The sequence below is a fragment of the Amycolatopsis sp. NBC_00345 genome (genome assembly GCF_036116635.1).
Lineage (GTDB): Bacteria > Actinomycetota > Actinomycetes > Mycobacteriales > Pseudonocardiaceae > Amycolatopsis.
The window spans coordinates 4,303,051-4,326,072 of the sequence record NZ_CP107995.1 but is presented as its reverse complement, the minus strand read 5'-3'; the positions used below and the strand labels follow the sequence as shown (position 1 = coordinate 4,326,072).

Genomic DNA, 23,022 nt, shown 5'->3' with positions numbered 1-23,022 from the left:
GGAGGTGTCACGCCCGCCACTTCGTGGTGAACGCCATCTTGGTTACTGGATCGTTCCCGGTAGGCTTCGGGTTCGCGGGTTACCGCGTGTCCACCGTTCCGCCGAGCCTTCAGGAGGACCCCGGTGACCGAACCGGCTACCGAGGCCAGCGATGCCGTCACCGTGCCGCAGCGTCGGGTGCTCGTCGCCGAGGACGAGGCGCTGATCCGGCTCGACCTCGTCGAAATGCTGCGCGAAGAGGGCTACGAGGTCGTCGGCGAGGCCGGTGACGGGGAGCAGGCCATCGCGCTGGCCACGGACCTCAAGCCCGACCTCGTCATCCTCGACGTCAAGATGCCCAAGCTCGACGGCATCGAGGCCGCTTCCAAGATCACCGGCGACCGGATCGCGCCCGTGGTCATCCTCACCGCGTTCAGCCAGCGCGACCTGGTCGAGCGGGCCCGCGACGCGGGCACCATGGCCTACCTGGTCAAGCCGTTCGCCAAGCGCGACCTGGTGCCGGCCATCGAGCTGGCCGTGAGCCGGTTCTCCGAGCTGCAGGCGCTCGAGGCCGAGGTCGCGGGCCTCACCGACCGGCTCGAGACCCGCAAGGTGATCGACCGGGCGAAGGGCCTGCTGATGAGCCGCCAGGGCCTCACCGAGCCGGACGCCTTCCGCTGGATCCAGCGGACCGCCATGGACCGCCGCACCACCATGAAGGCGGTGGCGGAAGCCGTGGTGGAGAGCATCGGCTGAGCTTCGCACCAGCAGGACCGAAACGGGCGCGACCGAGGGGTCGCGCCCGTTTTTTGCCCTACCCAGGGTTGCCGCCGGCCGGGCCGGGCCGGTGGAAAGGGAGGAAAGGGCAGGTTTGCTACCGTGGGAGCCGGGAGTTCGTGCGTTCCAGCCGATCCGGGGAGTGACGCGTTTTAGACTGCCGACCTAGACCAGGCCGGTGGTCAATGGTCCAGCAGTGGCGTTACCGAGTACTCAGGGTTATCACCCGATTGTCACAATGAGACGATCGGGTGTAAATCGTCCGTTAATACTCGTGACGACCGTCACGATGTGGATACAAGACTCTGCGTGACTCTGTGCAACGCCCCGCCGGGCGGCTACTTTCAGCGGCCAGTCAGGTCCCACGCAGGGACAGGCCGTTCATCCGGGCGGCTGGTTGGCATTTGGAGGAACGAGTGCAGAAAGCACGACTCACGAAGGTCATCGTGCTGGCCACCGCCGGGGTCATCTCCCTCAGCGCGTGCGCGGCGCGTGACAACAGCAGCTCGGGTGGTGACGCCAGCTCGGCGCCGCAGGCCGCGGCCCCGTCGGCCGCCGCCGATGCGGCCGACCCCGCGGGCGACGGCAAGGCGCAGTGTGCCCCGACCTCCATCGCGTACGCGGGCACCATCAACGGCGCCAACGCCGCGCTGGGCCAGAACATCCTCAACGGCACCAAGCTCGCCGTGGACCAGCACAACAAGGCCAACGCGGGCTGCCAGGTCAAGCTGGAGCAGTTCGACACCGAGGGCACGCCCGACAAGGCACCCGGCATCGTGACGCAGATCGTCAACACGCCGGGCATCATCGGCGTCGTGGGCCTGCCGTTCTCCGGCGAGTCCAAGGCCGCGGGCAACATCTTCAACAGCGCCGGCCTGGTCACCGTGACCCCGTCGGCCACCAACCCGACGCTGAGCGAGAACGGCTGGAAGACCTTCTTCCGGGGCCTGGGCAACGACAACACCCAGGGACCCGCCGCCGCCAAGTTCATGACCGGTGAGCTGGGCGCCAAGAAGGTCTGCGTCATCCAGGACGACTCGGACTACGGCACCGGCCTCGCCGCCTCGACCATCAAGGCGCTCGGCAGCGCCTTGTCCTGCCAGGACAAGGTCAAGACCAAGCAGACCGACTTCTCGGCCGTGGTCAACAAGATCAAGAGCGACAAGCCCGACGCGGTGTTCTACTCCGGGTACTACCAGGAGGCGGCGCCGTTCGCGCAGCAGCTCAACGACGCCGGCGTCACCGCGAAGTTCGTGGGCCCGGACGGCGTGAAGGACGACGAGTTCGTCAAGGGCGCCGGTGACGCCGCCAAGAACGCCTACTTCACCTGCCCCTGCGTCCCGGCGGACCAGTTCACCAAGTTCAGCGACGCGTACAAGGCCGAGGCGGGCAAGGACCCGGGCACCTACTCGCCCGAGGCCTACGACCTCGCGACGATCCTGCTGAAGGGCATCGACTCCGGCAAGAAGGACCGCGCGGGCCTGCTCGACTTCGTGAAGAACTACGACGGCCAGGGCATCACCAAGCACTTCAAGTGGAATGACCACGGCGAGCTGTCGTCGACCACCGTGTGGACCTACAAGGTCGAGAACGGGAAGATCGTCCGGAACACCGAAATCAAGTAGCGCAACGCTTCCGTTCCAGTTACCGGGGTGCACGCTCGGCGGCTAGACCCCGCCCGGCGCGCACCCCGGACCCACATGGAGAACTAGTGTGTCGATGACTCATGAGCTGAGCTCGCTCGTCCTGGCACAGGGCGGCAGCTGGATCACCTTCGACGTGAAGTCGTTCCTGGACCAGTTCTGGGACAACACGATCGACGGGCTCGCCTACGGCAGTATCTACGCGCTCGTGGCGCTGGGCTACACCCTCGTCTACGGCGTGCTGAAGCTGATCAACTTCGCCCACTCCGAGGTGTTCATCTACGGCGCCTACGCGACGTGGTTCACCTTCTACGGCCTCGGTTTCCGGCCCGGCAGCACCCCCGACCTCCCGGTCTTCGAGCTGATCGGGTTCCTGCTGCTGGCGCTGATCGTGTCGATGGCGGTCTCGGGCGGCACCGCGGTGGTGCTGGAACGGGTCGCCTACCGTCCATTGAGGAAACGCGGCGCGCCGAAGCTGGTCTTCCTGATCACCGCGATCGGCGCGTCCTTCGTGCTGCAGCAGCTCATCTTCATCTGGCGCGGCGGCAACGCCGAGCAGGGCATCCGCCTGATGCGCAACGAAGAGGTCTTCACGATCTTCGGCGGCAGCGTCACCAACGTCACGATCATCACGGTGGTCGCCTCGGTCGTGCTGATGCTGGGCGCCAACTACTTCGTCAACAAGACCAAGTTCGGCCGCGGCATCCGCGCGGTGGCGCAGGACCCGGACACCGCGACGCTGATGGGCGTCAACAAGGAACGGGTCATCACCACGACGTTCCTGATCGGCGGTCTGCTGGCCGGCGCGGCGGCGCTGTTCTACATGATGAAGATCCCGCAGGGCGCGTGGTACCAGGGCGGATTCCTGCTCGGTATCAAGGCGTTCACCGCGGCGGTGCTGGGCGGTATCGGCAACCTGCGTGGCGCGCTGCTCGGCGGGCTGCTGCTCGGTGTCGCGGAGAACTACGGCCAGTCCCTGTTCGGCGGTGGCTGGCGCGACGTCGTCGCCTTCGCGCTGCTGGTGCTGGTCCTGATGATCCGGCCCACCGGCATCCTCGGTGAGTCGCTCGGAAAGGCACGGGTATGACGACGACTCTTCCCGCGCCGGCGCCGGCCAAGAGCCGCCGCCCGGTCCGCGAATGGTGGAACAACCTCAGCCGGCTGCAGCAGTGCGCGATCCTCATCCCGCTGGTGGTGCTGATCTACCTGCTGCCGATCCTGAACCCGCCGATCCTGACCACGCAGCCCGGCTACAACTTCCCGATCGCGATGTTCGAGGTGGCCCGCTACGCGCTGGTCGCCATCGGGCTCAACATCGTGGTGGGCCAGGCGGGCCTGCTGGACCTCGGTTATGTCGGGTTCTTCGCGATCGGCGCCTACGTGATGGCGCTGTTCACGAGTCCCGACTCGTCGCTGTCCAAGCTGCCGTTCCTGGTCGTGCTCCCCATCGCGATGGTGATCACGATGATCTTCGGGGTGATCCTCGGGACGCCGACGCTTCGATTACGCGGGGACTACCTCGCGATCGTCACGCTCGGGTTCGGGGAGATCGTCCGCCTGCTCGCCGACAACATCGAGCCGTTGCGCGGCAACAGCGGGTTCTCCGGAGTCGGGCACCCGCCCGGCGCCAAGGCCGACGGCACGCCGCTGTTCAACAACTCCGACGGCATCCCGTGGTACTGGCTGTGCGTCACGATCATCATCATCATCCTGTTCGTGGTCGGGAACCTGGAGCGCAGCCGCGTCGGCCGGGCCTGGGTCGCGATCCGGGACGACGAGGACGCGGCCGAGATCATGGGCGTGCCGACGTTCAAGTTCAAGATCTGGGCGTTCGTCAGCGGTGCCGCGGTCGGTGGCCTCTCCGGGGCCTTGTACGCGGGGCAGCTGGGCTTCGTGAACAACCAGAAGTTCGACGTCGTGACGTCGATGCTGTTCCTGGCCGCGGTGATCCTCGGCGGCGCGGGCAACAAGGTCGGGGTACTGCTGGGCGCCGTGGTGGTGGCCTACGTGCCGCTGCGGTTCCAGGCGATCGCGGAGTACAAGTACCTGATCTTCGGCCTGGCGCTGATCGTCCTGATGATCTTTCGCCCCCAGGGCCTGCTGGGCGCGCGGCAGCGGCTGCTCACCTACGGCAGGCTGGCGTACCAGCGGCTGCTCGGCAAGGGCGAGCAGGTCAGCAGCGACGGCTCGCTGGCCACGGACAACCCGGGAGATAAGGCATGACCGTCCCTGGCAACGGCACCGGACCGGAGGTCCCGGCCGAGGGCGGCCTCGTGGCCGAGGTCGCCCAGATGAGCGCCGGCCAGCTCGCCGAGCACGAGGCCGAGGTCGCCGAGGTCGTCGCACCGGACCGTGATATGGACGTCGCGGTGGGGCAGACCCTGCTGCGCGTCGACGACGTGACGGTGCGCTTCGGCGGGCTCGTCGCGCTGGACGCGGTGTCGTTCGACATCCGGCGCGGCGAGATCCTCGGCCTGATCGGGCCGAACGGCGCGGGCAAGACCACCTGCTTCAACGCGATGACCGGCGTCTACCGGCCCAGCTCGGGCCAGGTGCTGCTGGAGGACAAACCGCTGGGCAAGGCCACGCGGCACACCATCACGCAGCTCGGCATCGCGCGGACGTTCCAGAACATCCGGCTCTTCAGCGAGATGACGGCGCTGGAGAACGTGGTCGTCGGCACCGACGCGCGGCACCGCACCAGCCTGCTCGGCGCGCTGGTGCGCTCCCCACGGCACCACCGCGAGGAGAAGGCCGGGATCGAGAAGGCGATGGCGCTGCTGGAGTTCGTCGGCATCGCCGACCGCGCCGCCGACCGGGCGAAGAACCTGCCCTACGGCTACCAGCGGCGCCTGGAGATCGCGCGGGCGCTGGCCACCGAGCCGAAGCTGCTGTGCCTCGACGAGCCGGCCGCCGGGTTCAACCCGGCGGAGAAGGAAGAGCTCATGGGGCTGATCCGGACGATCCGCGACGACGGCTACACCGTCCTGCTGATCGAACACGACATGAAGCTCGTGATGGGCGTGACGGACCGGATCGTGGTGCTGGAGTTCGGCAAGAAGATCGCGGAAGGGGTTCCCGCCGAGATCCGGGAGAACCCCGCCGTGATCGCCGCCTACCTGGGGGTTCCCGACGATGACGTTGCTTGAGCTGTCCGATGTGTCCGTCCACTATGGCCGGATCCAGGCCGTGTCCGGGCTGTCCATCACGGTCGCCGAGGGCGAGATCGTCACGCTGATCGGCGCCAACGGGGCCGGGAAGTCGACCACGATGCGGGCGATCTCCGGCATCCGGCCGCTCTCGGGTGGTTCGATCCGCTTCGACGGCGAGGACATCTCCCGGCTGCGCGGCGACCTGCGCGTGGTCCGCGGGATCTCGCAGTCGCCCGAGGGCCGGGGGATCTTCCCCGGCATGACGGTGCTCGAGAACCTCGACATGGGCGCCTACGCACGCAAGGACCGGAAGAACCTGCAGCCGGACTTCGACCGCGTCTTCGAGCTGTTCCCGCGGCTCGCGGAGCGCAAGACCCAGGTCGGCGGCACGATGTCCGGCGGCGAGCAGCAGATGCTCGCCATCGGCCGCGCCCTGATGGCGAAGCCGCGGCTGCTGCTGCTGGACGAGCCGTCGATGGGGCTCGCGCCGCAGTTCATCCAGCAGATCTTCCGGATCATCACGGAGATCAACAAGCAGGGCACCACGGTGCTCCTGGTGGAGCAGAACGCGCAGCAGGCGCTGTCGCGGGCCCACCGGGCGTACGTGCTGGAGACCGGGCACATCACCAAGTCCGGTACCGGCAAGGAACTGCTGGCCGACAACAGCATCAAGGAGGCCTACCTCGGCGTCGGCTGAGGACGGTCTTTCCGGAGAGCCCCTTCGCTCGCGCGAGGGGGCTTTCTCTATGTCTCGATCACCGCTCAACCGGGCTGGTTCGGCTGGTGTGGAGCCAGCTCAGGTATTCGGCGAATCGTTCCACATAGGACAACGGTGTCGGCGCCGCGGCCATGGCGTCCGCGTGCCGTCGCACCTGCCGGTAACGGTCGAGCCTGTTGTCCTGGTACGCGGCCAATGCCGGTGCGATATCGGCGCGGCTGAGGCAGTCACCGAGCACACGCGCATCCTCGATACCCAGCGAGGCCCCGGACCCGATGTGCGGGGACATGGCGTGCGCCGCGTCTCCGGCGAGCACGACCCGCTCGCCGGCCCAGCGGGAAAGGGCGGGCACCACGGCGACCCGGCTGTGCAGGACCGAGTCTTCCGGGGTGGCCAGGACGGCCTCGCGCAGCGCGAACGGCCAGGTCCCGTCGTGCAGGTTCGGCACCCTGGCGAGGGCTTCTTCCTTGCTGTTCATGGTGCTGCTGGTGGTGGCGCCGAACTGGGCGATCACCCAGCAGCAGGAACCGTCGGCGAGGCGCATGAGCGTCCCCCGGGTGCGGTCGCGCCCGAGCACGGGGCAGGCATCGCCGATCTCGCCGTCGAAGGGCAGTACCGCCCGCCACACATGGTGCCCGCCCTGGTGACGGCTCTCGGTGCCCGGGGCGAGAATCGCGCGTACCCGCGAATTCAGGCCGTCGGCACCGACGAGCAGGTCCGCGCGTTCGTGGTCGCCATCGGCGTAGTAAACGGTGACGCCATCACGGTCTTCGGCGTAATCGACGAGTTCCTTGCCGGTTCGCAGGTCGTCCGCACCGACGGCGGAGGCGAGTAACGCACTGAGCCTGCGGCGATGCACCGTCCGGGCCGGAGGCATTTCGGTCTTGGCGAACTCGGCGCCGGAGAAATCGCGATAGCGTACGAAACTCCGTTCCGCTTTGATCTCGGCCAGCCGCGCGCCGAGCCCGAGTCGTTCGAGTTCACGGATCGTGTGCGGCCACACCCCGAGAACGGCGCCGGTCTCCCGGATCCGCGGCGCCCGCTCCCGGACCGCGACCGCGAAACCCGCCCGGCGCAAGGAAAGCGCGGTGCTCAACCCGACAATTCCCGCACCGGCGATGATCACCCGGCCCATCGTTGTCCTCCTGCCGGAAGTCGCCGAACGATGGCGGGGAATCGTTCACCAGGCATCGAAGTGCATTACGTCCGCGATCGGCTTCCGGTTGACCGGGCGGAACGGACGGGCCGGCCACCCCACCGCCATGGTCACGCCGATGATCTTGTGATCCGGCACCTTGAGCACCTGCCGGACGCCCCTGCCGTTGAGGTTGTGGATGCCGGTCGGGGCGACTCCCAGGCCCAGCGCCCGTCCGGCTACGAGCATGTTCTGCGCGGCTCCGTAAATGGCGGCGTATTGGTATCGGTCCTCCCTTGGATCGCCGGGTATCAACGATGATCCACAAACGAAGATGAGGACCGGAGCCTCTCGCAGAGTGGCCAGCAGGTGATAGCCACTCTCTCCCATGCGACGCTTCACCGGGTCGGCGGCACCGGCCAGCCTCTCGCGGACGGGGTTGAGTGACGAGAGGTCGGGAACAATGGTTTCGTGCAGGCGCGCACGCTGTTCTGGCGACTTGACCACGATGAAGTCCCAGAGTTGAGAGTTCTCCGGGCTCGACGCCCTGGTGCCGGCCCAGATCAGTTTCTCGATCAGCTCGTCCGGCACTGGCTCTTCGGACAGCCACCGCATGGTCATGGCCGACCCGATCGCCTCAAGCGCGTCCATGCTCCACCTCCGCGATTTCGTCTTTCCTGCTGATCCGGGGCGGCGCCTTGTCGAAGTCGAACAGGGTGAACGCGTTGCGGTAGAGGATCTTCTCGATTTCCTCGTCGGGCAACCGGGATTCCTTGATGTACTCGAACGTCCGCCGGTAGGACTCGACCGTCAGCAGGGCGGAAAAGTCGCTTCCCGGCACGAGGTGGTCGGCGCCGAAGGCTTCGCAGGCGCACCGGAGAGCGGCTTGTGAACCCCAGCCGACGGTGTCGTAGTAGAGGCTGCGAGCCATCACGCTGGGTGGACTGAGCAGGTCCGGCGTGCTGGCCTGGCCATCGAGCCGCGCCAGCTGCATGGGGATCAGGCCGCCCAGATGGGGAATGACGATCTTGATGTCCGGGTAGCGGGCCGGGATGTTCCGCTTGATCAAATGGAGGACGATGGCGGTGTCCTCCAGGGAGGCCCCGGCCGCCGCCGTGAAGCCGTAGTCATTGATGAACGGTGAACAGATGCCGTTTTGCGCTGGATGAAAGAAGAGGGTCGTTCCGCGCGCGTTCATCTCCTCGTACAGCGGCTCGAATTCCTCTTCGGCTGTGGAGCGGTTGAACACTGAACAGCTGAAGGCCACGCCGACCATGCCCAGCTCGTCCAGCCCGCGCCGCATCTCCTCGAGTGACGCGTCGATATGTGGCAAGGGCAGGGAAACGAGGGAGGAGAATCGGCTGGGGCGTGAATCGGTCAGCTCGCGGTAACTGTCGTTGAGTATATGTGCCGCCTCGACTGCCAGCCGAGAGTCTGTCGCGTAAGGTGCCATGCTGCCAGGAGAGAGAATCTGCCGTTCCACTCCGGCATCGTCCATCATGGCAATACGCTGGTCGATCATCCCCGGTGCATCGGACATCGCTGCGAATATCCGACGTGCGTCCGGTGTCGGGTTCGACGCGGGCGCGGTCGGCCTCCCGGACGTCGCGGTCAGCGTTTCCAGCATGGGCCGATACGAAGTGGGCAGGTAATGGGCGTGTACGTCGACGATCATGGGTGTCGGTTCTCCTGGTTTCCTACTGGCCGATCGCGGAAAGGGCGGAGGCGAGCGGCTCGAGTACCGCCGGGTCGAACGGCGGCTTCAGGGGGATGATGGCGAGCCCCAGCCCTTCCTCTCCCAGCGCGGCAGCCGATGCGGCGGTGGCTCCCGCGTCTCCGTCGTAGAGCACGGGGCTCGACAGGAGGATCTCGCTCGGATCCCGGCCCAGGTCGTGGCAGTGGGCATGGAGGACGTCCCTCTTGCGGGCGAATTCCTGCGGAGTCCCGCCGAGAAAGCTCCAGTGCTGGGCGAAACGGGCCGCCGTGCGGAGGGTGCGCTTCTCTCCGTTGCCGCCGATGCAGATGGGCGGGTGGGGGCGCTGGACGCCTTTGGGTTCGTTGCGGGCGTCGGTGAGCTGGTAGTGCTTGCCCTGGAAGGTGGTCGTCTCCTGGCTCATCAGGCTGGTGAGCACCTCGCAGGCCTCCTCGAACCGGTCGCTGCGCTCCGCGGGCGTACCGAGCGGAATGCCGTAGGCGGCCGATTCCTCTTCGTTCCAGCCGGCTCCCAGCCCCAGCTCCAGCCGGCCTCCGGAAATGATGTCGAGGGCCGTCGCCATGTTGGCGAGGACGGCGGGATGCCGGTGGTGGATCCCGGTCACGAGGGTGCCGAATCGGAGCCGCCGGGTGGCCTGGGCCAGGGCGGTCATGACCGTCCAGCCTTCCAGGCACGGCCCCCGGCTGTCGGAGAAGATGGGATAGAAGTGGTCGAAGGTCCAGCCCGATTCGAACACCTCGATGTCGTCGGCCGCCTGCCAGACGGCCAGTAACTCGGCCCAGGTGGTGTTCTGGGGGGCGGTCCTGAAGGCGAATCGCATGCCCTGCTGCGTCCTCTCCTGGTTCACCGGCTGTGGTCCGAATTTCGACCCAACGCGACGATATTCGGACTCCCCACAGGTACCCTGCCTGAGAGGGAAAGTCAACGTGGAGGTCCCGTGCGGGCCGACTCCGAATATCGGCTACGGTGGTCGATATCCGGATCTGGTGGTGCTACGGCGTCCGAGTCAAGGAGGTTCGTGTGCGCGAGCTCGACGCGCTGGACAAGAAGATCTTCGGACTGCTGACCGGGAACGGGCGCATGTCCAACCTCGAGGTCGCCGCCCAGGCCGGGGTGTCGGAGAAGACCGTGCGCCAGCGGATCCGCCGACTGATCGAGCGCGACGGCATGCGGGTCGTGGCCACGATGGACCTCCAAGCGCCTCCGTCGCGGCTCATCGTCCTGGTGCGGGTCGAGTCGGGCCAGCGGTTCGTCGTCGCCGACCGCCTGGCGTCGATGCCCCAGGTGGATGCGGTCCACCTGACCACCGGGGCCTACGAACTGATCGTCCTGGCGTCGTTCGAATCCGACAGCGACGCGCTCGAGTTCTACGTCCGCCACGTCGAGCAGGGGCCTGGAATCAAGGAGTCACTCTCGACGCACGTCGTCGAGACGGTCACCCGCGGCTCCGCTGCCCGGCCGGACCACTTCGAGCAGTTCGACCAGCAGGCGTCGAAGGCCGGCAGTATGGCCGAACTGCTCGACCTCGCCTGCGACGTGGCCACCGCGTCGCTGGGCGCCGACCGGGTCCACGTGGCGACCGGGGACGTCCGGCCCGCCGACGCGACGCTGTCCCCGTGGCCGTCCGCGATGCGCTGGCGGGGTCTCTCATCCCGCTACGTCGAGGAAATCCGCATCAAAGGCCAGGCCGAGGGGGTCGTCCTCCCCAACATCGTCAAACACCACCAGCACGTCTTCGTGGCCGACGCCCGAACCGATCCGCTGTTCCGATCCGTGGCCGATCTCGTTCTCTCCGAAGGCTTCCACAGCTGGCTGGGCCTGCCGGTGCGCACCGGCGACACCCGGCGCGGCACCCTCTGCCTGTACTGGAACGACATCATCGGCTACCGGGAAGACCTGGTCCGCCAAGCCCAGGAACTGGCCGACATCCTCGGCAAGCACCTTCCGCGCTACTCGTCCGAGTCACCGGACGCTTCGCCGGCACCGGTCTGAGGTCGAGGTCCGCCGGGCTCAGGCGCCCGGCGGCTTGTCCCGCACGACGCAGGTCAGCCGGGCGGTGCAGGTCCGCCTGCCCTCGTCGTCGGTCAGCACGATCTCGACGGTGATGGTGCCGCGGCCGACGTGCAGCGGGGTGGCGACCCCGGTGACGGTGCCCGAGCGGACCGCCCGGTGGTGCGTGCAGGACAGCTCCAGGCCCATCGCGGCCCGGTCCGGGCCCGCGTTCAGCGCCGCGACGGTCGAGCCGATCGACTCGGCCAGCGTCGCGTTCGCCCCGCCGTGCAGCAGCCCGTACGGCTGCAGGTTGCCCTCGACCGGGATCGTGGCGACCACCCGCTCCGGGGTGACTTCGACCAGCTTCAGCCCGATCTTGTCGTTCAGCTGCTGGTCGGCGGCCGCGGGGTCGATGCCCGCGTAGTTCCCCAGCTTGATGTCGCCGGCCTGCTCGGTCACGCGCTGCTCCTCAACCTATGCGACCCGTAAGAGTGTCGGACCCTCACCTTAGACTCGCTCCCGTGAGCCCGAGTGAGAACCGAACCGTAGCCAACGCCACCGGCGACACCACGGCCGCCACGGCCGCCACCAGCACGGCCGAGCGGCCGCGGCTGCTGCTCATCGACGGTCATTCCATGGCCTACCGTGCCTTCTTCGCCCTGCCCGCGGAGAACTTCAAGACCAAGACCGGGCAGGTCACGAACGCGGTGTTCGGGTTCACCTCGATGCTCATCAACCTGCTGCGCGACGAGGCGCCGAGCCACCTGGCGGTGGCGTTCGACCTCTCGCGCAAGACCTTCCGGTCGGCGGCCTTCGCCGACTACAAGGCCAACCGCAGCACCACGCCGGACGAGTTCCGCGGCCAGGTGGACCTGGTCAAGGAGGTGCTCGAGGTGCTGGGCATCCCGTCGCTGACGAAGGAGAACTTCGAGGCCGACGACATCATCGCCACGCTCACCACGCAGGCCGCCGCCGAGGACTTCGACGTGCTGATCTGCACCGGCGACCGCGACGCGCTGCAGCTGGTGAACGAGCACGTCACCGTGCTGTACCCGAAGCGCGGCGTGTCGGACCTGGTCCGCTTCACCCCCGAGGCGGTGGAGGAGAAGTACGGCCTCACGCCGCGGCAGTACCCGGACTTCGCGGCGCTGCGCGGCGACCCGTCGGACAACCTGCCGGGCATCCCCGGAGTGGGGGAGAAGACGGCGGCCAAGTGGATCCGCCAGTTCGGCTCGCTCGACGACCTGATCGACCGGATCGACGAGGTCAAGGGCAAGGTGGGCGACTCGCTGCGCGAGCACCTGTCGTCGGTCACGCTGAACCGGCAGCTCACCGAGCTGGTCCGCGACGTGGAGCTGGACAAGGTGCCCGAAGAGCTGGAGCTGCGGCCGTGGGACCGCGACGCGGTGCACCGGCTGTTCGACGAGCTGGAGTTCCGCGTGCTGCGCGACCGGCTCTTCGCCACGCTGAGCAGCGCCGAGCCCGAGGCCGATGAGGGTTTTGAGGTCTCCGGCTCCGCGCTCGCGCCCGGCGGGCTGGCCGAGTGGCTCACCGCGCACGCCGGCGCGGGCGAGCCGGTGGCCCTGTCCTTCCGCTCGACCGGCACGTCGGTCCGCTCGGACCTGCGGGCGATCGCCTTCGCGACGCCGGACGGCGAGGGCGCGTACCTCGACGTCACGACCATGGACGAGGCCGACGACCGCGCGCTCGCCGCGTGGCTCGCGGACGCCGGCGTCCGCAAGATCGGCCACGACCTGAAGGTGCCGCTGCACGCCGTGCGCGCCCGCGGCTGGACGCTCGCCGGGCTGGTGCTGGACACCGCGCTCGCTGCGTACCTGGTGCGGCCCGGCCAGCGCACCTTCGAGCTGGACGACCTGGCGCTGCGGTACCTGCACCGTGAGCTGCGGTCCGAGTCGGGCGAGGGCGACGGCCAGCTGTCGCTGCTCGACGGCGGCGCGGAAGAGCTGGAGCAGAAGGAGATCCAGGAGGAGCTGGTCAAGGCCCGCGCGGTCTTCGAGCTGGCCGCCGCGCTCGGCAAGGAGCTCGACGAGCTGGGCGGGTCGAAGCTGCTCGCCGAGCTGGAGCTGCCGCTGCTCGAAGTGATCACCGAGCTGGAGGCCGCGGGCATCGCCGTCGACGTCGAGCAGCTCACCGAGCTGGAGGCGCACTACCTGAGCCGGGTCACGCAGGCCGCCGACGAGGCGTACAAGGTGATCGGCAAGCAGATCAACCTCGGCTCGCCCAAGCAGCTGCAGGTGGTGCTGTTCGACGAGCTGGGCATGCCGAAGACCAAGCGCACCAAGACCGGCTACACCACCGACGCCGAGGCGCTGCAGAGCCTGTTCGAGAAGACCGAGCACCCGTTCCTGCAGCACATGCTGGAGCACCGCGACGCCACGCGGCTGCGCACCACCGTCGAGGGCCTGATCAAGTCGGTCGCCGACGACGGGCGCATCCACACCACGCTGCAGCAGACCATCGCGGCCACCGGGCGGCTGTCCTCGGTCGAGCCGAACCTGCAGAACATCCCGGTCCGGACCGAGGAAGGCCGTCGCATCCGCGACGCGTTCGTGGTCGGCGAGGGGTACGCGGAGCTGATGACCGCGGACTACAGCCAGATCGAGATGCGGATCATGGCGCACCTGTCCCAGGACGAGGGCCTGATCGAGGCCTTCAACAGCGGGGAGGACCTGCACACGTTCGTCGCGTCGCGGGCGTTCTCGGTGCCGGCCGAGGAGATCACGGCGGAGCAGCGTTACCGGGTGAAGGCCATGTCGTACGGCCTCGCGTACGGGCTCTCGGCGTACGGGCTTTCGCAGCAGCTGCGGATTTCCACCGAGGACGCCAAATCGCAGATGGAGGCGTACTTCGCCCGTTTCGGCGGGGTGCGCGACTACCTGCAGTCGGTTGTCGGCGAGGCCGCGAAGAGCGGTTACACCGAAACGATCTTCGGCCGCCGCCGTTATCTGCCGGACCTCAACAGCGACAACCGCCAGCGCCGCGAGATGGCCGAGCGGATGGCCCTGAACGCGCCGATCCAGGGCAGCGCCGCCGACATCATCAAGGTCGCGATGCTGAACGTCCACCGCGCACTGGCGAAGGCGGGCCTGCACAGCCGCGTCCTCCTTCAGGTGCACGACGAACTGGTCCTGGAAATCGCCGACGGCGAGCGCGCCGAGGTCGAGAAGCTGGTCCGCGAGGGCATGGGCTCGGCCTACGCTTTGGCCGTGCCCCTGGAGGTTTCGATCGGCTACGGCCGTTCCTGGAACGAGGCCGCTCACTAACTCCAGCGCTTCACCACATTTCGCCGGAAGGCTTCTTCACCCGCAACGGTAAGGGAGCCTTCCGGCGTTTCTGCGTAATCCGGCAGGACGACCGGGGTCACCACATAGCTTCGGATTGTGGCGAAAATTTGCGAACACATCCAGTCACCACGCGAATCACCGGTCCGTGTCGCCGCCGAACCCACCTGCCGGTAGTGGTGATCTTGGTGCGGGACAACGCTGAGTTCTCCGGCGGGTCCCCGGCCAAGGGGGACCGGGAGGGACGAACGATGGCGAGCGAACTGCAGAGACGCAAGATCACCACGGTGTTCGGCGCGATGGACGTCGACGGGGACGGATTCCTCACCGAGTCCGATTTCGCCGCCCTCGCCGAAAGGTGGGTCGCCGCGCGCGGAGCGCACGTCGGCTCGCCCGCGGCGGAGCGGCTTTCGGAGATCATGATGGGCTGGTGGACGACCCTGCTCGCCGCCTCCGACATCAACCGGGACAACAAGGTGACCCTCGACGAGGTGCTGCTCGTCGTGGAGCAGCTGGGGGACATGCCGGACGCGGTCATCGGCACCGCCGGCGCGATGTTCGAGGCGATCGACGAGAACGGCGACGGCCGCATTTCCCAGAGCGAGTACCGCCGCCTGATCGAAACCTGGAACGGCGCCGGCACCGACACCGACGAAATCTTCCCGATGCTCGACCGCGACGGCGACGGCTACCTGTCGGCCGCCGAATTCACCGAGCACTGGACGGAGTTCTGGGCCGGCGACGACCCCGGCGCCCCGGGCACCTGGGTCTTCGGCCGCTTCGACCTGCCACTGGCCGCCCGCTGACCACCGCGCCCGCGGCCGTCTCACCCGGACGGCCGTAGCCGGCCTCACCGAGGCGGCGTCCCCACCCTGATGGCCGCGGCCCCGCGCGATCGGCAGACATCCTGCCACTGGCCGCTCGCCGACCACCGCGCGCCCGCGGCCGTCTCACCCGGACGGCCGTAGCCCCGCGCGATCGGCAGACATGATGTACCAGATCTCGGACACCACCCACGCGAAAGGATCCGCCACGACCGCGCTGAGGAACCTCCCGTATCACCACAGTCCCACTACGGATTCCGCACCCGCCAACACCACCACCCCGAATCCGCCCGCGGCCGACCTCGCTCCACCCCCGGTGGCCGCCAAGACCGCAACCCCCGCTTTGCCGCCGGTGGCCGCGAACACCGCAACCCCCGCTCGGCCGCCGGTGGCCGCCGAAGCGCTCGCACCGCGTCTGTCCGCAGCCGACCCCATTTCACCGCCGGTGCCCACCGAAGCGCTTGCACCGCGTCTGTCCGCAGCCGACTCCATGCCACCCCCGGTGCCCACCGAGACGCCCGCACCGAATCCGTCCGCGGCCCACCCAACACCATCCCCACCGGCCGCCGAAATCGTTGCGCCAGACCCACCCCTCAACAACTCCGACCCGCCCCCGACCCCCGAAAAACCCCCGCCCAGCAAGGAATCCGCACCCCCGGCCGGCTTCTGGCTGCACCAGGCGGCGCTCACCTGGCGGGCGCAGCTCGACGTCCGGTTGCGGCCGCTCGGGCTCACGCCCACGCAGTTCCTCCTGCTGTCCTCGGCGGACCGGCTCGAGCGCCGGGCCGGGCCCGCCACTCAGCAGGAGGTCGCGGAGCAGGCGGGCGCCGACCGGATGATGACGTCGAAAGTGCTGCGGCTGCTGGAGAAACGCGGGCTCCTCAGCCGGACCGCGCACGAGTCCGACGCGCGGTCGGTGCGGGTCGCGCTCAGCCGGGACGGGCGAGTGCTCGCGGAGCGGGCCGCGGCGATCGCGCGGGAGTTCGACGACGCGTTCTTCGGGGCCGGAGCCGAGGTGCTGTGCCAGGAACTCCAGGCCGTCGCCGAGATGCGGGGGCGGTGAAGGGCCGAATGCCGTGACTGGCCCGCGAGAACTCCATTGCCGGACACCGAGAAGCCCACCCTCCGACGCCGGTCGCATGACGAATCCCTAACCGTAGTCCAGGAATTCGGCGAACGGGCCGGGCGACAGAGCCGAACGGGTGAGGCCGCTGCTCCAGCATGGGCCACTTTCGGTGAAGCCGCCCCGGCGGCGCCGTCGCCCGGCGTAGGGTCCCCGGCGTGGGTTACCAGGCCGAGCGAAGACGCTGGCGGGTCCGGCTGCGCGATCGTCACGGCCGGATCCACGGGGCGGGCACCATGCTCGACGAGGAGTACCTGCTTACCTGCGCCCACGTCGTCGAGCAGGCCGGCGGCCCGGAGGCCGAGCTGTTCGCCGATTTCGTCGGGCTGCCGGACACCCCCGTCGGCATCGCGAAGGTGGTCGAGGGCGGCTGGGTGCCGGCCGGCCCCGACGAGCGCGGTGACGTCGCCCTGCTCCGGCTGGCCGCACCGGAGCCCGGGGTGTTCCCCGCGCCGCTGCACCGGATGCCGCTGCCCGACGAGCTGCCCGTCCGCGCGTACGGCTTCCCGCCCGGAGCGGACGACGGGCTGTGGTACCGAGGCACGCTGACCGGCGAGGCCGGCCCCGGCGGCGAATGGATACAGCTGACCCGACGGCCGGAATACCCGCCGATCGACGCCGGGTACAGCGGCACGGCCGTGATCGAAGAGCCCGGCGGCCGGGTCGTCGGCATGGTCGTCGGCCGCTACGTCGCCCAAGGCGACCCCGCCTCGGTGATGATCCCGGTCGAGACGGTGCTCGGGTACCTCGGCGGCGTGCGCGACTGGGGCGACGGCAGCCCCGCCGTCGACCCGACTTTCAGCACGGCCTTCGGCAGCGCTCCCCACGACGCGGATTACGACCTCCTGTTCGCGCGGAAGCTGGCCGACTGGTTGCGCGACAAGGCGAACAGCGCGGGGCCGCCCGTCTGGGTGCTGGTCACCGGCGAACCCGGTTCGGCCAGGGCCGTGGCGCTCGACGTCGGGGTGGTGCTGGGGGACCGGGAGCGCGCGGCCGCCGCCGGTTCGTTGCGCGACACCGTGCCCGAGGGGACGGTTCCGCCCTCGGGCAGCGTCGACCTCGCCGTGGACGCCGCGGGCAAGTCCGTCGACGAGGTCCGCCGGCGTCTCGCCGAACGCCTGGAGCTCACGCCGGACCACGGCGGTCCCGTCTCGCATTCGGTCCGGACCGTCGTCGTCACCGCGATCGACGACGCCGTGGAGCCGGACCGGTTGGTCGGCGAGGTGATCGCGCCACTGGCCGACCGCGCCGGGCAGCTCGGCCTGCGGCTCGCGCTCGGCTTCCGCCGCGAGTCCTCACCCGGGTTCAGCACGCTGCGTTCGCTGAGTGCCGGCGCCGTCCCGCCCGGCGGCCTCGCGAGCCGGATCTCCTTGCTGGACAAGGCGGTCGCGGAGCTGGCCGCGCTGGAGGAGCACGCCGTGACGGTCAGCGAGCGCTTCGACGGCGAGCCGGAGCCGCCGGCCCGGTCGCCGCGCCGCCGCGGCCTGGTCAACCAGCTGCGCACGGCCGCCGACGAGGGAGACGTCGAGTGGGCGGGGCGGCACGTCGGGGAGGTCGAGCAGCGCGTCGCCGCCGACCTCACCGCCGGGAACGCGGCGAAGACGCGCCTCGACGACCTGATCGAGCAGCGCACCGCGCTCCGCTTCCGCCTCGACAGCTACAGCGACAAGGCCCGCAAGCTCGGGCTCGTCGAAGACCCGCTCCTGGATGTCTTGTACGCCAAGGCTTGGCGGCTGCTCTACGAAGGCCGGTGCGACCTCGCTGCCGCGACGGCCGCGGTCGAGGAGTACGGCGACGCCATCTGCGGCCGAGACGAGGGGGAACCCGCGTGACGACTTGCCCCCGCGAGGCCTGCGACGGCACGATCGGCCGCACGGGGTTCTGCCAGAAGTGCGGCTGGGAACCCGGCGACCCCGAGCCCGCCCCCGCGGCGCCGGGTCCCGGGCCCGTCTCGCTGGTCATCCCCGGGCCGGGGGAGCGCCCGAGCCGCATCACCAGCACCGTCGCCACCCGGGCGCAGCACACCGCGGGCCACGGCACCGGCGGCGAGTACGTGCCGCTGCCCGTGGTCGTGCTGCCCGACCTCGCCGGCCGGGTGATCACCGAACCGCACGTGAGCGAGCAGGAACGGCACTGCGGCAAACGCGGCTGCGGTATCCCGGTCGGGCGCTCGGGGGCAGGCCACCCGGCCCGCACGGAGGGCTTCTGCCCGCGGTGCCGGACGCCGTTCTCCTTCTCTCCCAAGCTTTTCGCCGGCGACCTGGTGGAAGGCCGGTACGAGGTGCACGGCTGCATCGCCCGCGGCGGGCTCGGTTTCGTCTACCTCGGCAAGGACATCCGGCTCGGTAACTACGTCGCGCTCAAAGGCTTGATCAACACCAGCGACGAGGCGGCCGTGCGCATCGCGGAGACCGAGAGCCAGGTGCTCACCGCGCTGGAGCACCCGAACATCGTGCGGATCCACGACGTCGTCACGCATCCCGACCCGCACGGCGGCGCGGACGCCCGCTACATCGTGATGGAGTTCGTCGACGGGCTGCCGCTCACCGAGGTGATGCGGCGCGGCCGCGCGGCGCTCGACGCCCCTGAGGGCCGGCTGCTCGTGGAGCACGTCGTGGCCTACGGCCGGGAGATCCTGACCGCGCTGGACTACCTGCACTCCCAGGGCCTGCTCTACTGCGACATGAGCCCGCAGAACGTGATCCACGGCGAGAAGCGGATCAAGCTGATCGACTTCGGCGCGATCCGCAAGGTCGGCGACCAGACCAGCCCGGTGGTCGGCAACCCGCGGTTCCAGATCGGCGACGCGGAGCTGGCCGACCACGGGCTCACGGTGCGGTCCGACCTCCACACCGTCGGCGCGACGCTGCGCGACCTGTTCCTCGCCAGCGACGGCTGGCCGCGTCCGGAGGACCGTTCGATCGCCTTCGGCGTCACCTCGTTCACCCACGTGCTGGACCGCGCGACCGGCGGGTTCGACCACCGGTTCGCCACCGCGCAGGAGATGCTCGTCCAGCTCGACGGAGTGCTGCACGAGATCCTTTCGCTGCGCGACCGTGAATCGCGGCCGGCGATCTCCACGCTCTTCACCGAGCCCGCCGTGCTGCTCGACGCCGGGCTCGGCCAGGCGCCGCCCCTGGAGCACTGGACCGGCGGCGCCGCGGCGCCGCTCGACGCGTTGCCCACCCCGCGGGAGATCGCGCTGGGGCTGCCCGTCCCCCGCGAGGACCCGCACGACGCCGAGATCACCTTCCTGCGCACCGTCCGCGCCCCGGACGCCGCGCGGCTGCTGAAGAAGCTGGACCGGCCCGGCCGTTCCGTCGAGGTGGAGCTGCGCCGCTGCCGCGCCCTGCTCGAACTGTCCGAAATGGACAGGACGGGCGAAGCGGTCGGACGGGCGGGCGCCTGCGTCACCGCGGCGGCACGGCTGCTGGGCGCCAGGGCCGAGCACGACTGGCGGATCGCGTGGTACCGCGGCCTGGTGGCACTGACGACGGGGGACGTCCCCGGCGCCCGGGTGCGGTTCGACCAGGTCTACCGCGACCTCCCGGGTGAGGAGACGCCGAAGCTCGCCCTCGGGCTCTGCATCGAGCACCTCGACGGTGTGGAACGGCGCGCCGCGCCGTTCCATGACGCGCTGTGGGTGCGTGACCACCTGCAGGTCAACGCCGCGTTCGCGCTCGCCCGAGGGCAGCTGAAGCGGGGCGACCGCGCCGCCGCGGTGCGGCTGCTCGACCAGGTCCCGGAGTACTCACGCCACGACGAGGCCGCGCGGATCGCGGGCGTCCGTGTGCACGCCGGCGTGCTGCCGGGCCGGAACGGGCTGCCCGGCACCGCGGACCTCACCGAGGCCGTCGAACGGCTGTCCGCGCTGGAGCTGGACGAGGACACCATGGAGCGGCTCACGGCCGAGGTCCGCGAGACGGCGCTGCTGTGCGTCCTCGCCGGGCTGCACGGCCTGCCGCCCGGGCCGGTGCTCGGCGACCGGCCGGACGAACGCGGGCTGCGGCTGCTGCTCGACGGCTCCTACCGCCGGATCGGCCGGTACGCCGCCACCACGGCCCACCACGACGTGCTGGTCGACCGGGCCAACGCGACCCGGCCGGTGACCTGGCTCTAGCGAACGGGAACCACTGGCTCTGACGAACGGGAACGAGGGGGCGAAAATGGGCGTGGGGCTGGACATCGAGGTCCACCAGAACCGGTTCCTCAGCGTCGAGGACCGGGAGATGCAGGCGATCGTGACCGTGTCGGCGCACGGCGAGCCGGAGCCGCCGCCGGCGGAACACGGCGCGGCGGAGGTGCTGCTGGTCGACTGCTCCAGCTCCATGCGCTACCCGCCGACGAAGATCGGCGCCGCGCGCCGGGCGGCGGCCGCGGCGATCTCGGTGCTCCCGGACGGCACGCGCTTCGCCGTCGTCCGCGGCACCGGGCGGGCGGAGCTGGTCTACCCGGACAGGCCCTGGCTGGCCACGGCGTCGGACGAGACCCGCCGCGCGGCCACGGCGGCGGTCGGGCGCCTCGCGGCGGTGGGCGGCACGGCGATGGGCGAGTGGCTCGCGCTGGCCCGGGACCTGTTCGCGCTGGCGCCCGGCGCCGTCCGCCACGCGATCCTGCTCACCGACGGCCGGAACGAATCGCAGTCGCGCCAAGAGCTTCAGCGGGTGCTCAGCGCGTGCGAAGGCGAGTTCGTCTGTGACGCACGCGGGATCGGCGACGGCTGGGACCAGACCGAGCTGACCGAGATCGTCACGATGCTGCGCGGCGGCGTCGATTCGGTCGTGCACGACGAGGACCTGGTCGCCGACTTCCGCGCGCTGGTGGACGCCGCGCTGACGAAGGTCGTGCCCGACGTCCGGCTGCGGATCGGCACGATGGGCTACAGCCGGCTGCGGTCGGTCAAGCAGGTCCGCCCGAACACCTACGACCTCACCTCGCGCTGCGTGCCCGACGGCGAGGGCGAGCTGGTGCTGTCGCTCGGTTCCTGGGGCGCGGCCGAGACCCGCGAGTACCAGATCGCGGTGGACCTCGCCGAGGACCTCGTGCCGAGTTACGACCGCGACCGGCAGCTCGCCTGGGTCGAGGTCGACGGCGCCGGGGAACCGCCCGTGCCGGTGCTGGGCCGCTGGACGCACGACCCGGTGCCGCCCACGCTCATCCATCCGAAGGTGCTGCAGTACACCGTGCAGGCCGAACTCGGCGAGGCGCTCACCGAGGGCGGCGACGCCTACGTGGCCGGGGACCACGCGGGCGCGCGCATCGCGTGGGGCCGCGCCACCCGGATCGCCACCGAGACCGGGAACGAGGAGATCCTCAAGCGGCTCCGCCGGATCGTGGAAGTCGTCGACGCCGCCGCGGGTGACGTCCAGCTGCGCCCCGACGTCACCCGCAGCGAGCTGCTCAACCTGCTGATCTCACGCGTCACCCACGTCGGCGGCGACACCCCGAAGGCCGCCGAGGCGCGGCCCGGCGCCGAACCGCTGGAGTGCCCGGTCTGCGCCGAGCTGACCCCGCAGCCGGCGGACTTCTGCGAGGCCTGCGGGGAGCCGCTGGCCGAAGGGGACACCGCGTGAGGACCACGACCCGGGTGACGCTGGTCCGGCTGCGCGCGGCCCTGCTCGGGTGCGCGGTGCTGACGCTGGTCACGTCGTACCTCGCGGTCACCGGTGTGGTGGACACCGCCGCCCTGGTGCAGGCCCGGACGAGCCAGGCGATCCTCGCGGTCGCGGCGGCTCGTGACGCGCTGGTGTCCGCCGACGCCGCGGCCGTGTCCAGCTTCGCCTCGGGCGAGGCGAAGCTCGCCGGCCCCGGGCAGGACTACGAGAACGAGATGGCCGCGGCGAGCCAGAGCCTCGCGCAGGTCGCGGAGTTCAACCAGGCGGACGAGGCCAGTGGCGGCACCCCGCAGGTCGTGGCGGGGCTCGTCACCGCGTACGCGAGCGCGATGGGCCAGGCCGACGCGCACTTCCGGCAGCCCGGCTCGGCGGCCGTCGGCCTCGCCGACCTCTGGTACGCCTCCCGGCTGCTGCACGCGCCGGGCGGCGTGCTGGCGCAGCTGGTGGACCTGCAGGGCCAGGAGCGCGCGGCGCTCGACCGCCAGCTGGCCGGCGACGGCATGAGCGCGGGCCTGCTCCCGCTGTGGCTCATCCCGCCCGTGCTGCTGCTGGTCCTGCTGGTGCTCACCCAGCTGTACCTGCGCGGCCGGTTCCGCCGCCGGCTCAACCCGCTGCTGCTGGGCGCGAGTGTGCTCACCGCCGGCGTCGTGGTGGCGCTGTCCGCCACACTCGGCCTGGCGGGCGGGCTCGACGACGTGCGTGCCCGGGTCGACGACGCGCTCGCCGTCCGGCAGGCCGAAGTGGCCGCCACCGACGCGAACGGGCAGTCCGGGCTCGCGAACCTGGTGCGGCAGCAGTGCGGCGCCACCGGCTGCGGGTCCACTGTGGACGACTTCGAGGCCGCGATCCGGCCGGTCTCCGCCGCGCCGGACACCACGGACCGGGTGACGGCGGCGGCCAAGGCCGTGACCGCGCAGGCGGCGTCGGCCGCGGAGTCCGGCGGGCTGCCGGTGCTCGTGCCCGTCGGCGTGGTGCTGGCCGCGGGCCTCGTGGTGTGGGGGCTGTACCGGCGCATCGACGAATATCGGTACGAGCCATGAGAAACCGG

At 70.0% G+C, this 23,022-nt stretch carries 19 protein-coding genes; 14 read left to right on the top strand and 5 right to left on the bottom strand.

Going from position 1 to position 23,022, the window contains the following annotated elements; translation table 11 throughout:
• Window positions 1–123: 123 nt before the first annotated feature.
• The 6 genes from OG943_RS18930 (at window position 124) to OG943_RS18905 (ending at window position 6,248) form a co-directional block, all read left to right on the top strand.
• Entirely contained in the window at window positions 124–735 is a 612-nt protein-coding gene (locus tag OG943_RS18930; protein ID WP_091616968.1) for an ANTAR domain-containing response regulator, read from the top strand.
• Window positions 736–1,202: 467 nt separating this feature from the next.
• The gene (locus OG943_RS18925; protein ID WP_328612098.1) at window positions 1,203–2,381 is read left to right on the top strand and encodes a branched-chain amino acid ABC transporter substrate-binding protein; all 1,179 of its coding nucleotides are present in this window, start codon (window positions 1,203–1,205) and stop codon (window positions 2,379–2,381) included.
• Between the two features lie 94 nt (window positions 2,382–2,475).
• The gene (locus OG943_RS18920) at window positions 2,476–3,486 is read left to right on the top strand and encodes a branched-chain amino acid ABC transporter permease (RefSeq protein WP_328612097.1); all 1,011 of its coding nucleotides are present in this window, start codon (window positions 2,476–2,478) and stop codon (window positions 3,484–3,486) included.
• A complete protein-coding gene (locus tag OG943_RS18915; RefSeq protein ID WP_328611107.1) occupies window positions 3,483–4,622 on the top strand; it encodes a branched-chain amino acid ABC transporter permease in 1,140 nt (379 codons plus the stop codon). The genes OG943_RS18920 and OG943_RS18915 overlap by 4 nt, the downstream gene beginning before the upstream one ends.
• Window positions 4,619–5,548: an ABC transporter ATP-binding protein gene (locus tag OG943_RS18910; protein WP_328611106.1), complete on the top strand. Its 930-nt coding sequence runs from the start codon at window positions 4,619–4,621 to the stop codon at window positions 5,546–5,548. The genes OG943_RS18915 and OG943_RS18910 overlap by 4 nt, the downstream gene beginning before the upstream one ends.
• On the top strand, window positions 5,535–6,248 hold the full coding sequence (locus tag OG943_RS18905) for an ABC transporter ATP-binding protein (RefSeq protein ID WP_328611105.1): 714 nt from the start codon (window positions 5,535–5,537) through the stop codon (window positions 6,246–6,248). Before OG943_RS18910 ends, OG943_RS18905 begins: the two co-directional genes overlap by 14 nt.
• 58 nt (window positions 6,249–6,306) lie before the next feature.
• Here the strand turns inward: OG943_RS18905 and OG943_RS18900 are convergent, their stop codons facing one another.
• The 4 genes from OG943_RS18900 to OG943_RS18885 are packed head-to-tail and all read right to left on the bottom strand — an operon-like array spanning window position 6,307 to window position 9,938.
• Window positions 6,307–7,404 (bottom strand): FAD-dependent oxidoreductase, encoded by a 1,098-nt coding sequence (locus tag OG943_RS18900; RefSeq protein WP_328611104.1) that lies wholly within the window; start codon window positions 7,402–7,404, stop codon window positions 6,307–6,309.
• A 45-nt stretch (window positions 7,405–7,449) separates the two neighbouring features.
• Entirely contained in the window at window positions 7,450–8,055 is a 606-nt protein-coding gene (locus tag OG943_RS18895) for a nitroreductase family protein (RefSeq protein ID WP_328611103.1), read from the bottom strand.
• A complete protein-coding gene (locus tag OG943_RS18890; RefSeq protein ID WP_328611102.1) occupies window positions 8,042–9,079 on the bottom strand; it encodes an amidohydrolase family protein in 1,038 nt (345 codons plus the stop codon). Before OG943_RS18890 ends, OG943_RS18895 begins: the two co-directional genes overlap by 14 nt.
• Window positions 9,080–9,101: 22 nt before the next feature.
• A complete protein-coding gene (locus OG943_RS18885; RefSeq protein WP_328611101.1) occupies window positions 9,102–9,938 on the bottom strand; it encodes an LLM class F420-dependent oxidoreductase in 837 nt (278 codons plus the stop codon).
• A gap of 200 nt (window positions 9,939–10,138) precedes the next feature.
• On the opposite strand from OG943_RS18885, the gene OG943_RS18880 reads away from it, so the two are divergent.
• Window positions 10,139–11,110 (top strand): AsnC family transcriptional regulator, encoded by a 972-nt coding sequence (locus OG943_RS18880; RefSeq protein ID WP_328611100.1) that lies wholly within the window; start codon window positions 10,139–10,141, stop codon window positions 11,108–11,110.
• Window positions 11,111–11,128: 18 nt separating this feature from the next.
• Here OG943_RS18880 and OG943_RS18875 read toward each other — a convergent pair whose 3' ends face one another.
• A complete protein-coding gene (locus OG943_RS18875; protein WP_328611099.1) occupies window positions 11,129–11,569 on the bottom strand; it encodes a PaaI family thioesterase in 441 nt (146 codons plus the stop codon).
• A gap of 62 nt (window positions 11,570–11,631) precedes the next feature.
• On the opposite strand from OG943_RS18875, the gene polA reads away from it, so the two are divergent.
• The 7 genes from polA (at window position 11,632) to OG943_RS18840 (ending at window position 23,014) form a co-directional block, all read left to right on the top strand.
• The gene (gene polA, locus OG943_RS18870) at window positions 11,632–14,394 is read left to right on the top strand and encodes a DNA polymerase I (RefSeq protein ID WP_328611098.1); all 2,763 of its coding nucleotides are present in this window, start codon (window positions 11,632–11,634) and stop codon (window positions 14,392–14,394) included.
• A 269-nt stretch (window positions 14,395–14,663) separates the two neighbouring features.
• Complete coding sequence (locus tag OG943_RS18865; protein ID WP_328611097.1) at window positions 14,664–15,218, top strand: EF-hand domain-containing protein; 555 nt, start codon at window positions 14,664–14,666, stop codon at window positions 15,216–15,218.
• Window positions 15,219–15,738: 520 nt separating this feature from the next.
• Window positions 15,739–16,299 carry a MarR family winged helix-turn-helix transcriptional regulator gene (locus OG943_RS18860; protein WP_328611096.1) on the top strand — a complete coding sequence of 187 codons (561 nt, stop codon included), beginning with the start codon at window positions 15,739–15,741 and terminating at the stop codon, window positions 16,297–16,299.
• Between the two features lie 218 nt (window positions 16,300–16,517).
• Window positions 16,518–18,191, top strand: a complete 1,674-nt coding sequence (locus OG943_RS18855; RefSeq protein WP_328611095.1) for a S1 family peptidase — start codon at window positions 16,518–16,520, stop codon at window positions 18,189–18,191.
• Complete coding sequence (locus OG943_RS18850) at window positions 18,188–20,479, top strand: serine/threonine-protein kinase (protein ID WP_328611094.1); 2,292 nt, start codon at window positions 18,188–18,190, stop codon at window positions 20,477–20,479. Before OG943_RS18855 ends, OG943_RS18850 begins: the two co-directional genes overlap by 4 nt.
• A gap of 46 nt (window positions 20,480–20,525) precedes the next feature.
• Window positions 20,526–21,932 (top strand): VWA domain-containing protein, encoded by a 1,407-nt coding sequence (locus OG943_RS18845; RefSeq protein WP_328611093.1) that lies wholly within the window; start codon window positions 20,526–20,528, stop codon window positions 21,930–21,932.
• A complete protein-coding gene (locus tag OG943_RS18840; protein ID WP_328611092.1) occupies window positions 21,929–23,014 on the top strand; it encodes a hypothetical protein in 1,086 nt (361 codons plus the stop codon). Before OG943_RS18845 ends, OG943_RS18840 begins: the two co-directional genes overlap by 4 nt.
• The last annotated feature ends 8 nt before the right edge of the window (window positions 23,015–23,022 follow it).

Coding starts and splice junctions, on each gene's coding strand:
- OG943_RS18920 (WP_328612097.1), top strand. CDS start 2,476: ATGACTCATGAGCTGAGCTCGCTCGTCCTGGCACAGGGCGGCAGCTGG.
- OG943_RS18915 (WP_328611107.1), top strand. CDS start 3,483: ATGACGACGACTCTTCCCGCGCCGGCGCCGGCCAAGAGCCGCCGCCCG.
- OG943_RS18910 (WP_328611106.1), top strand. CDS start 4,619: ATGACCGTCCCTGGCAACGGCACCGGACCGGAGGTCCCGGCCGAGGGC.
- OG943_RS18905 (WP_328611105.1), top strand. CDS start 5,535: ATGACGTTGCTTGAGCTGTCCGATGTGTCCGTCCACTATGGCCGGATC.
- OG943_RS18900 (WP_328611104.1), bottom strand. CDS start 7,404: ATGGGCCGGGTGATCATCGCCGGTGCGGGAATTGTCGGGTTGAGCACC.
- OG943_RS18895 (WP_328611103.1), bottom strand. CDS start 8,055: ATGGACGCGCTTGAGGCGATCGGGTCGGCCATGACCATGCGGTGGCTG.
- OG943_RS18890 (WP_328611102.1), bottom strand. CDS start 9,079: ATGATCGTCGACGTACACGCCCATTACCTGCCCACTTCGTATCGGCCC.
- OG943_RS18885 (WP_328611101.1), bottom strand. CDS start 9,938: ATGCGATTCGCCTTCAGGACCGCCCCCCAGAACACCACCTGGGCCGAG.
- OG943_RS18865 (WP_328611097.1), top strand. CDS start 14,664: ATGGCGAGCGAACTGCAGAGACGCAAGATCACCACGGTGTTCGGCGCG.
- OG943_RS18845 (WP_328611093.1), top strand. CDS start 20,526: ATGGGCGTGGGGCTGGACATCGAGGTCCACCAGAACCGGTTCCTCAGC.